The sequence below is a fragment of the Pantoea sp. UBA6567 genome, from assembly GCF_002434165.1.
In the GTDB taxonomy this organism is placed as follows: Bacteria; Pseudomonadota; Gammaproteobacteria; order Enterobacterales; family Enterobacteriaceae; genus Pantoea; species Pantoea eucrina.
The window spans coordinates 135381-145534 of sequence record NZ_DJJN01000005.1; the positions used below are offsets into that span (position 1 = coordinate 135381).

Here is a 10154-nt window from a genome sequence, read left to right on the forward strand (position 1 = left end):
TAGCGGAATTCCGCTGCGGTGACGACGCTTTGGAGGGGAAGGATGTCGCAGCCACCAAAAGTTTTGCTGCTTTACGCCCATCCGGAGTCACAGGATTCGATCGCCAATCGGGTTTTGCTGCAGTCGGCCAGGGAACTTGAACACGTCACCGTGCACGATTTATATGCGCACTATCCGGATTTTTTTATAGATATTCACTATGAACAGCAGCTGCTGCGCGACCATGAGATCGTCGTATTTCAGCATCCGCTCTATACCTACAGCTGTCCTGCCCTGCTGAAAGAGTGGCTGGATCGCGTACTGTCGCGTGGTTTTGCCAGCGGCGTGGATGGGAACGCGCTGGAGGGGAAGTACTGGCGCAGCGTAGTGACTACCGGTGAGCCTGAAGCGGCCTACCATCACGACGGCCTGAACCGCTATCCGATGAGCGATATTATGCGGCCATTTGAGCTGACGGCGCAGATGTGCCGTATGCACTGGATGACACCGATGGTGATTCACTGGGCGCGGCGGCAGACGCCTGAAACGCTGCGTCATTTTGCCCGCGCCTACGGCGACTGGCTCGCGTCACCACTGCCGCAGGGAGGAGTGTAATGCAAGGTGAAACGTTACTGACAGCGGGCGTCATCTATCTGGTGGCGGCGGTGCTGGTGGTGCCTGTTGCTGCCCGGCTGGGAATTGGTGCCGTGCTGGGTTATCTGCTCGCAGGTATTGCGATCGGCCCGTGGGGGCTGGGCTTTATCAGCGATGTGGATGAGATCCTGCACTTCTCCGAGCTGGGCGTCGTGTTTCTGATGTTTATCATTGGCCTGGAGCTGAATCCAGCCAAACTCTGGTCACTGCGACGCTCAATTTTCGGCGTCGGCGCGGCGCAGGTGATATTTTCTGCGGCGATCCTCGGTGTGCTGCTCTGGCTAAGTGACTTCAGCTGGCAGGCGGCCGTGATAGGCGGTATCGGTCTGGCTATGTCCTCTACGGCTATGGCGCTGCAGCTGATGCGCGATAAAGGAATGAACCGCAGCGAATCAGGACAGCTGGGCTTTTCGGTGCTGCTGTTTCAGGATCTGGCGGTGATCCCGGCGCTGGCGCTGGTGCCGTTACTCTCCGGCGGCGACAGCGGGCACGTTGACTGGCTTAAAGTTGCGATGAAAGTGCTGGCCTTTGCCGGCATGCTGGTGGGCGGCCGTTATTTACTGCGCCCTATTTTGCGCTTTATTGCCGCTTCCGGCGTCAGAGAAGTGTTTACCGCCGCCTCGCTGCTGCTGGTACTGGGCTCGGCGCTATTTATGGATGCGCTGGGCCTGTCGATGGCGCTGGGCACCTTTATCGCCGGGATCCTGCTGGCGGAGAGCGAGTACCGGCACGAACTTGAAGTGGCTATCGAGCCGTTCAAAGGGTTGCTGCTGGGCCTGTTCTTTATCTCTGTTGGTATGGCGCTGAACCTTGGCGTGCTCTATACGCATATCGTGGCTATTTTGATCGGCGTACTGGCGCTGGTGGCGATAAAAGCGCTGGTGCTCTACGTGCTGGCGCGCATTTACGGCCTGCGCAGTTCAGAGCGTCTGCAGTTTGCCGGTGTGCTCAGCCAGGGCGGCGAATTTGCGTTTGTCCTGTTCTCCGCCGCGTCATCCGCCCATCTGTTCAGCGGCGATCAGCTGCCGCTGCTGCTGGTCACGGTGACCCTCTCGATGATGACAACCCCGCTGCTGATGCAGGGCGTGGATAAGATTCTGGCCCGTCGCTTTAATGACAAAGACGACAGTGATGAGAAGCCCTTTGTTGAGGACGATCAGCCGCAGGTTATTGTGGTGGGTTTTGGCCGCTTTGGGCAGGTGGTAGGGCGTCTGCTGATGGCTAACAACAAGCGCATCACGGTGCTGGAGCGGGATATCTCTGCGGTCAGCCTGATGCGCAAGTATGGCTATAAAGTTTACTACGGTGACGCCACCGAGCTGGAGCTGTTGCGGGCCGCAGGCGCAGAGAATGCGCAATCTATTGTTATTACCTGCAGCGATCCCGAAGATGCCATGACCATTGTGCACCTCTGCCAGCACCATTTTCCGCAGCTGGAGATTCTGGCGCGGGCGCGCGGGCGCGTCGAGGCGCACGAACTGCTGCAGGCAGGCGTCACGCTATTCTCCCGTGAAACGTTCTCCAGTGCGCTGGAGCTTGGTCGCAAGGCGCTGATCTCTCTTGGCATGCATCCTCATCAGGCGCAGCGTGCGCAGCAGCATTTCCGCCGGCTGGATATGCGCATGCTGCGTGAGCTGATGCCAGGCCATGAGGACAGCGTGCAGGTCTCCCGCGTGCGTGAAGCGCGACGCGAACTGGAGGATATCTTCCAGCGCGAGATGCAGCATGAAAAGCGGCAGATAAATGGCTGGGATGATGAGTAAGCCGGCAGCCTGGGCTATTCAGGGCCATCGCTGCAATTTGCGGTGTGCAGGGTATACACTTAAGGTTTCCGTGAACAACAGGCGGGCAGGAAAAAATGCGTAAACGTTTTATCGCCGGTGCGGTCTGTCCGCACTGTCAGGAAAAAGACACCCTGGCCATGTGGCGCGAAAACAGTGTCGATGTGGTGGAATGCGTAAAATGCGGACATCAGATGCGCGAGGCCGATAAGCAGGCGCGCGATCAGATCCGCAGTAAGGAGCAGGTGATCGGCATTTTTCATCCCGAGTAACGTGCCGGCACAGCTTTTTTTACGCTTAGACTTACAGTGGTGTTGAATTCCGTTACAATCGGCGCCACTGATGCTGAATGGTCTGCATATTCTGCAGGATAAAATCTGTTCAGCTTTAAACCTTTCTGGTTGGTTATTGCACGCAAAAATAGACCAATGAGACGGGATCCTTAGTTCTCAACGGTTAGGAGATATCATGAAAGTAGCAAAAGACCTGGTGGTGAGCCTGGCGTATCAGGTTCGTACCGAAGATGGCGTGTTGGTTGACGAGTCACCGGTAAGTGCACCGTTAGACTATCTGCACGGTCATGGTTCCCTGATTTCTGGTCTGGAAAAAGCGCTGGAAAATCACGCGGTCGGCGACAAGTTTGACGTGCATATCCCGGCAAACGACGCTTATGGCCAGTATGATGACAATCTGGTACAGCGCGTACCTAAAGATGTCTTCATGGGTGTGGATGAGCTGCAGGTTGGCATGCGCTTCCTGGCAGAAACCGACCAGGGCCCGGTGCCGGTTGAAATTACTGAAGTAGAAGATGAGCACGTTGTGGTTGATGGTAACCATATGCTGGCTGGTCAGAACCTGAACTTCAACGTGGAAGTGGTTGCTATCCGCGAAGCCACGGAAGAAGAGCTGGCGCACGGTCACGTGCATGGCGCAGATGGTCATCATCACGACCACGACCACGACCACGACCACGACCATGGTCACGACCATGGTCACGGCGGCGGTTGCGGCTGCAACCACTAAGCGTTGCCGGTACAAAAAGGCCACCTGCGGGTGGCCTTTCTGTTTTCTGCTGCCGGCAGGTATTAATAATGCGGCGGAGGTGTCTCTTCCGACGGCGAAGCAACCATCGAGGGCGCTGCCGCTTTAACTTTGTCGACCAGCAAGCGGACATGTTCCCGCAGCCTGCTCATCTCCAGTTCATGTTCGACCACCGTCTGATTAAGCTGCTCAATGGTGTCTTCCTGAAAAGCCAGCTTGCTCTCCAGCGCTTCAAGGCGCCGATCCCAGTCTGTCTGTTGCATCGTTACTCCTCCTGTCATCGTACTGCGCATTGATATGAACCGGCGTGATTCTACGGCCTTTACGGTCAGAATCACCTGATATTTACCCGGCGTTTATCTCCTGCCATTGAATTTACCCGTAGCGCCTACATCTCAGATGAAACTTCCTGAAGCAAAAAAGGTCGGAGGTTAACCGGGTAATTACACTGCGGGAGTGTTCGTTACTGCCGCGTAAAGTTATAGTGTGGACCACTGTCCGCAATGATTCCCGAGGTTTGAAGCTTCGGTTTTGGAGAAAGGATGAAATCACTGTTTAAAGTCACATTGTTAGCTACCACTATGGCTGTCGCACTTAATGCACCGCTGGCGATGGCAGCAGAAACCGCTGCAGCTCCGGCTGACGCGGCGCAGGCTGCGCCACAGGCACCAAAAAATGCTGCTTTCAAAAACGAAGATCAGCAATCTGCCTATGCACTGGGTGCTTCGCTGGGTCGCTACATGGACAACTCTCTGAAGGAACAGGAGAAGCTGGGCATCAAACTGGACAAAGATCAGCTGATTGCTGGTGTTCAGGACGCGTTTGGCGGTAAAAGCAAACTCTCTGACCAGGAGATCGAACAGACTCTGCAGGCCTTTGAAGGTCGCGTGAAGGGTGCTGCTCAGGCGAAGCTGGAAAAAGATGCAAAAGAGAATGCTGACAAAGGCAACGCTTTTGCTGAAAAATTCGCGAAAGAGAAGGGCGTGAAGAAGACCGAATCTGGTCTGCTCTATCAGGTTGAGAAAGAGGGCAGCGGTGCCGCACCTAAAGATAGCGACACTGTTGTGGTCAACTACAAAGGTACGCTGATCGACGGCACCGAGTTCGATAACTCTTACACTCGTGGCGAACCGCTCTCTTTCCGTCTGGATGGCGTCATCCCGGGCTGGACTGAAGGTCTGAAGCACGTGAAAAAAGGTGGCAAGATCAAACTGGTGATCCCGCCGAACCTCGCTTACGGTAAAAATGGCGTACCGGGTATTCCGGCTAACTCAACGCTGGTGTTTGATGTTGAACTGCTGGATATCAAAGCAGCACCAAAAGCGGATGAAAAAGCACAGGCTCCGGCCGCTGCTGAGAAAAAAGCACAGTAATTGCTCTGTTCTGCCGCCTTCGGGCGGCAGTTCCCTCTGCATTACCCCGCACGTTCAATTCCTGCTGCATATGTGCAAAGCTCTGGCTAAAGCGGGCGACATTTGCCAGACTAACGCCTGCATAATGATCATAAGATGAGTCTGCCCCAATGCTGTCGCGACAGGCTCCAGCCACGTAGGGTAATGTCTTCGATGTCTAATCCATTTAATCCCGGTGAACTGACTGACTTCGATTTACTGGAGCAGCGCCCTTTTGAGCAAGCAGATTACGATATTCTCAAATCTTACGAGGCAGTGGTCGACGGTCTGGCGATGCTGATTGGCTCGCACTGCGAAATCGTGCTGCACTCGCTGGAAGATCTGAAATGTTCAGCTGTGCGTATCGCTAACGGCGAACATACGGGGCGCAAAGTCGGATCGCCGATTACCGATCTGGCGCTGCGCATGCTGCATGATATGCATGGCGCTGACAGCAATGTCTCCCGCGCTTATTTTACACGCGCCAAAAGCGGTGTTCTGATGAAATCGGTCACCATTGCTATTCGTAATCGCCAGCAGCGCGTCATTGGTTTGCTCTGCATCAATATGAATCTGGATGTACCGTTCTCGCAAATCATGTCGACTTTTATGCCGCCAGAGATGCAGCAGGTCGACTCAAGCGTAAACTTTGCCAGTTCGGTAGAAGATCTGGTGATGCAGACGCTGGAGTTCACCATTGAAGAGGTCAGCGCGGATCGCAACGTCTCTAACAACGCCAAGAACCGGCAGATCGTGCTTAATCTGTATGAGAAAGGCATTTTTGACATCAAGGATGCCATCAATCAGGTTGCCGCCCGTCTGAATATCTCGAGGCATACGGTCTATCTCTACATACGTCAGTTTAAGAACGGCGATTTTCAGGGGCAGGATCGCTGATGCGCTATACCCTGCTGGTGACCGGGCCGGCTTACGGCACCCAGAACGCGACCAGTGCGCTGCTGTTTGCCCGCGCGCTGATTGCTGCAGGCCACGTGCTGGAGAGCATATTTTTTTACCGTGAAGGTGTGCTGAACGCCAGTGAGCTGAGCGCACCTGCCAGTGACGAAGCTGACATTGTGCGCGGCTGGCAGCAGCTGCACGACGCCTGCGGTGTCGCGCTTAATGTCTGCGTGGCTGCCGCGCTGCGGCGTGGCATTACCGATCGGCAGGAGGCCGCGCGTTTGCAGCTGGCGGGCAGCAATCTGCAGCCGGGTTTTGAACTCAGCGGTCTGGGTGCACTGGCTGAAGCGGCGCTCAGCTGCGATCGTCTGGTGCAATTCTGATGAACCGCGTTGCGTTCCTCTTTACCCGCGCGCCACACGGCAGCAGTGCCGGCAGGGAAGGGCTGGATGCCGTTCTGGCTACCGGCGCCCTGAGCGAAGATGTTGGCCTCTTTTTTATCGGTGACGGTGTGCTGCAGCTGACTGAGCAGCAGCAGCCGAAAACTATACTGGCGCGCGACTATATCGCCACCTTTGGTGTGCTGGCGCTTTATGATATTGAGCAGTGCTATATCTGTCAGCATTCGCTACTGGCGCGCGGAGTGAGCCTGAGCGCAGAGCGCGTGTTAACAGCCCAGGTGCTGGAGAGTGACGCATTACGCCAGACGCTTGCCTCCTTCGATCGCATTATCTGTTTTTGAGAAACTGCCATGCTTTATACGCTGATGAACTCTCCCTGGCAGTGCGATATCGAAACGCTGCTGCTGCTGCTGCGCCCGGAGGATGACCTGCTGCTGCTGCAGGATGGGGTCACCGGCGCGCTGCAGGGCAGCACAATGCTGGCCCGGCTCAGCGCGGCACCGGCCACGCTATGGGTGCTGGAAGAGGATGTTGTCGCACGCGGATTATCTGCTCAAATTTCAACCAGTGTTGCCCGTCTGGACTATACTGGATTCGTTGCGCTGACGATAAAGCATCAACAGCAAGTGGCCTGGTAAACGCGAAAACCTGGTTATTTCTTGACACCCTATAGGCACAGCCCTAAAATTCTGCCTCCTCGTAGAAATGCGAGGTGATTTATTACGTGTTTACGAAGCAAAAGCTAAATCCAGGAGCTATTTAATGGCAACAGTTAACCAGCTGGTTCGCAAACCACGCGTTCGTCAGGTTGCTAAAAGCAACGTGCCAGCGCTGGAAGCTTGCCCGCAAAAACGTGGTGTTTGTACTCGTGTCTACACCACTACCCCGAAAAAACCAAACTCAGCACTGCGTAAAGTTTGCCGTGTGCGTTTGACTAACGGTTTTGAAGTTACCTCCTACATCGGTGGTGAAGGTCATAACCTGCAGGAACACTCCGTGATCCTGATCCGTGGCGGTCGTGTTAAAGACCTGCCAGGTGTGCGTTACCACACCGTTCGTGGCGCGCTGGACTGCTCAGGTGTTAAAGACCGTAAGCAGGCTCGCTCCAAGTATGGCGTGAAGAAGCCAAAGGCTTAATGGTTCTCCGTTAAGTAAGGCCAAACGTTTTAACTTTAATGTCAAAATAAACTCGTAGAGTTTTGGACAATCCTGAATTAACAACGGAGTATTTCCATGCCACGTCGTCGCGTCATTGGTCAGCGTAAAATTCTGCCGGATCCTAAGTTCGGATCAGAGCTGCTGGCTAAATTTGTAAATATCCTGATGGTAGATGGTAAAAAATCTACTGCTGAATCAATCGTCTATACCGCACTTGATACCCTGGCTCAACGTGCTGGTAAAGACGGTCTGGAAGCTTTCGAAGTTGCACTCGAAAACGTACGTCCGACTGTCGAAGTGAAGTCACGTCGCGTTGGTGGTTCAACTTACCAGGTTCCAGTTGAAGTCCGTCCGGTTCGTCGTAATGCTCTGGCAATGCGTTGGATCGTTGAAGCTGCTCGTAAACGCGGTGATAAATCAATGGCTCTTCGCCTGGCGAACGAACTTTCTGACGCTGCAGAGAACAAAGGTACTGCAGTTAAGAAACGTGAAGACGTTCACCGTATGGCTGAAGCCAACAAGGCGTTCGCACACTACCGCTGGTAACAGCAAGGTAGTTGTTATTAACCCAGCGGGCGTCCCAGTGGCTTACCTGCTGGGCTTTTTTAACTATGAACGTCTCAGAATCAGAGGAATCAAATGGCTCGTAAAACACCCATTGAGCGCTATCGTAACATCGGTATCAGTGCTCACATCGACGCCGGTAAAACTACCACTACCGAACGTGTTCTGTTCTACACCGGTGTAAACCATAAAATCGGTGAAGTACATGACGGCGCCGCAACCATGGACTGGATGGAGCAGGAACAGGAACGTGGTATTACCATCACTTCCGCTGCGACCACCTGTTACTGGTCTGGTATGGCTAAGCAGTTTGAGCCACACCACGTCAACATCATCGACACCCCGGGACACGTTGACTTCACCATCGAAGTAGAGCGCTCTATGCGTGTGCTTGATGGCGCAGTTATGGTTTACTGTGCGGTTGGTGGTGTTCAGCCACAGTCTGAAACCGTATGGCGTCAGGCTAACAAATATAAAGTTCCACGCATCGCGTTCGTTAACAAAATGGACCGCATGGGTGCTAACTTCCTGAAAGTTGTTGATCAGATGAAAGTGCGTCTGGGTGCAAACCCGGTTCCACTTCAGCTGGCAATCGGCGCAGAAGAGAAATTCACCGGTGTTGTTGACCTGGTGAAAATGAAAGCCATCAACTGGAACGATGAAGATCAGGGCGTTACCTTCGTTTACGAAGATATCCCGGCTGATATGCAGGATCTGGCTGATGAATGGCGTGCGAAGCTGGTTGAATCTGCAGCTGAAGGTTCTGACGAGCTGATGGAGAAATTCTTTGGCGGCGAAGAGCTGACTGAAGAAGAGATCAAAACGTCTCTGCGTAAGCGCGTTCTGAACAACGAAATCATCCTGGTAACCTGTGGTTCTGCATTTAAGAACAAAGGTGTTCAGGCGATGCTGGATGCGGTAGTTGAATACCTGCCAGCACCGACTGACGTTACCGCGATCAACGGTATGCTGGATGACGGTAAAGACACACCGGCTGAGCGTCACTCTGACGACAACGAGCCGTTTGCTGCGCTGGCGTTCAAAATCGCAACCGACCCGTTTGTTGGTAACCTGACCTTCTTCCGCGTTTACTCTGGCGTGGTTAACACCGGTGATACCGTGTTCAACCCGGTCAAGTCAAACCGTGAGCGTCTGGGCCGTATCGTTCAGATGCACGCTAACAAGCGTGAAGAGATCAAAGAAGTTCGTGCGGGCGACATCGCTGCTGCGATCGGCCTGAAAGATGTGACCACCGGTGACACCCTGTGTGACCCGGATAACGTCATCATCCTTGAGCGCATGGAGTTCCCGGAGCCGGTAATCTCTATCGCCGTTGAGCCGAAAACCAAAGCTGACCAGGAAAAAATGGGTCTGGCTCTGGGTCGTCTGGCGAAAGAAGACCCATCATTCCGCGTATGGACTGATGAAGAGTCTAACCAGACCATCATCGCTGGTATGGGTGAGCTGCACCTCGACATCATCGTTGACCGCATGAAGCGTGAATTCAACGTTGAAGCGAACATCGGTAAACCTCAGGTTGCGTATCGCGAAGCGATCCGCTCTAAAGTTACCGGTATTGAAGGTAAACACGCCAAGCAGTCTGGTGGTCGTGGTCAGTATGGTCATGTTGTTATCGACATGTACCCACTGGAGCCGGGTTCAAACCCGAAAGGCTACGAATTTGTTAACGACATTAAAGGTGGTGTGATTCCTGGCGAATACATCCCTGCCGTTGATAAAGGTATCCAGGAGCAGCTGAAGTCTGGTCCACTGGCGGGTTACCCGGTAGTTGATCTGGGCGTGCGTCTGCACTTCGGTTCTTACCATGACGTTGACTCCTCAGAGCTGGCGTTTAAACTGGCTGCTTCTCTTGCGTTTAAAGACGGCTTTAAGAAAGCAACCCCGGTTCTGCTTGAGCCAATCATGAAGGTTGAAGTAGAAACGCCAGAAGAGAACACCGGTGACGTTATCGGTGACCTGAGCCGCCGTCGTGGTATGCTTAAAGGTCAGGAATCTAACGCTACCGGCGTTCAGATTCACGCTGAAGTCCCGCTTTCCGAAATGTTCGGTTATGCAACTCAGCTGCGTTCACTGACAAAAGGCCGTGCTTCTTACTCCATGGAGTTCCTGAAGTACGATGATGCGCCGAACAACGTCGCTCAGGCCGTTATTGAAGCTCGTGGCAAATAAGGCTACGGTTTAAAAATTGTTAACTGATGCCTTCATCAATGATGAAGGCATAACGTAAGGATTATCGCCATGGCGAAAGAGCAATTTCAGCGTAA

At 53.7% G+C, this 10154-nt stretch carries 13 protein-coding genes; 12 read left to right on the top strand and 1 reads right to left on the bottom strand.

The genetic code is table 11. The features are described from left to right. Positions 1-42: 42 nt before the first annotated feature. From kefG to slyD, 4 genes are all read left to right on the top strand, one after another. Positions 43-594 carry a glutathione-regulated potassium-efflux system ancillary protein KefG gene (gene kefG / locus B4M48_RS05870; protein ID WP_039380859.1) on the top strand — a complete coding sequence of 184 codons (552 nt, stop codon included), beginning with the start codon at positions 43-45 and terminating at the stop codon, positions 592-594. Then, complete coding sequence (gene kefB, locus B4M48_RS05875; RefSeq protein ID WP_039380857.1) at positions 594-2396, top strand: glutathione-regulated potassium-efflux system protein KefB; 1803 nt, start codon at positions 594-596, stop codon at positions 2394-2396. The genes kefG and kefB overlap by 1 nt, the downstream gene beginning before the upstream one ends. A 95-nt stretch (positions 2397-2491) precedes the next feature. Then, positions 2492-2686: a YheV family putative zinc ribbon protein gene (locus tag B4M48_RS05880; protein WP_071669300.1), complete on the top strand. Its 195-nt coding sequence runs from the start codon at positions 2492-2494 to the stop codon at positions 2684-2686. A gap of 196 nt (positions 2687-2882) precedes the next feature. Continuing rightward, positions 2883-3437, top strand: a complete 555-nt coding sequence (slyD, locus tag B4M48_RS05885; RefSeq protein ID WP_288656225.1) for a peptidylprolyl isomerase — start codon at positions 2883-2885, stop codon at positions 3435-3437. A 62-nt stretch (positions 3438-3499) separates the two neighbouring features. On the opposite strand, the gene B4M48_RS05890 is transcribed toward slyD, so the two are convergent. After that, entirely contained in the window at positions 3500-3718 is a 219-nt protein-coding gene (locus tag B4M48_RS05890) for a protein SlyX (protein ID WP_039380849.1), read from the bottom strand. Between the two features lie 279 nt (positions 3719-3997). Here B4M48_RS05890 and fkpA point away from each other — a divergent pair, with 279 nt between their 5' ends. From fkpA to fusA, 8 genes are all read left to right on the top strand, one after another. Next, on the top strand, positions 3998-4828 hold the full coding sequence (gene fkpA, locus B4M48_RS05895; protein WP_039380847.1) for an FKBP-type peptidyl-prolyl cis-trans isomerase: 831 nt from the start codon (positions 3998-4000) through the stop codon (positions 4826-4828). Between the two features lie 192 nt (positions 4829-5020). Then, the gene (locus tag B4M48_RS05900; RefSeq protein ID WP_065648594.1) at positions 5021-5743 is read left to right on the top strand and encodes a helix-turn-helix transcriptional regulator; all 723 of its coding nucleotides are present in this window, start codon (positions 5021-5023) and stop codon (positions 5741-5743) included. Further along, on the top strand, positions 5743-6129 hold the full coding sequence (gene tusD / locus B4M48_RS05905) for a sulfurtransferase complex subunit TusD (protein ID WP_039380840.1): 387 nt from the start codon (positions 5743-5745) through the stop codon (positions 6127-6129). Before B4M48_RS05900 ends, tusD begins: the two co-directional genes overlap by 1 nt. Beyond that, entirely contained in the window at positions 6129-6488 is a 360-nt protein-coding gene (gene tusC / locus B4M48_RS05910; protein WP_039380838.1) for a sulfurtransferase complex subunit TusC, read from the top strand. Before tusD ends, tusC begins: the two co-directional genes overlap by 1 nt. Positions 6489-6497: 9 nt before the next feature. Continuing rightward, positions 6498-6785 (top strand): sulfurtransferase complex subunit TusB, encoded by a 288-nt coding sequence (tusB, locus tag B4M48_RS05915; protein ID WP_039380837.1) that lies wholly within the window; start codon positions 6498-6500, stop codon positions 6783-6785. A gap of 124 nt (positions 6786-6909) precedes the next feature. Continuing rightward, the gene (gene rpsL / locus B4M48_RS05920; protein ID WP_010616440.1) at positions 6910-7284 is read left to right on the top strand and encodes a 30S ribosomal protein S12; all 375 of its coding nucleotides are present in this window, start codon (positions 6910-6912) and stop codon (positions 7282-7284) included. Positions 7285-7380: 96 nt separating this feature from the next. Next, positions 7381-7851, top strand: a complete 471-nt coding sequence (gene rpsG / locus B4M48_RS05925) for a 30S ribosomal protein S7 (protein ID WP_007886246.1) — start codon at positions 7381-7383, stop codon at positions 7849-7851. Positions 7852-7944: 93 nt separating this feature from the next. Then, complete coding sequence (gene fusA / locus B4M48_RS05930; RefSeq protein ID WP_039380834.1) at positions 7945-10059, top strand: elongation factor G; 2115 nt, start codon at positions 7945-7947, stop codon at positions 10057-10059. Positions 10060-10154 lie beyond the last annotated feature (95 nt).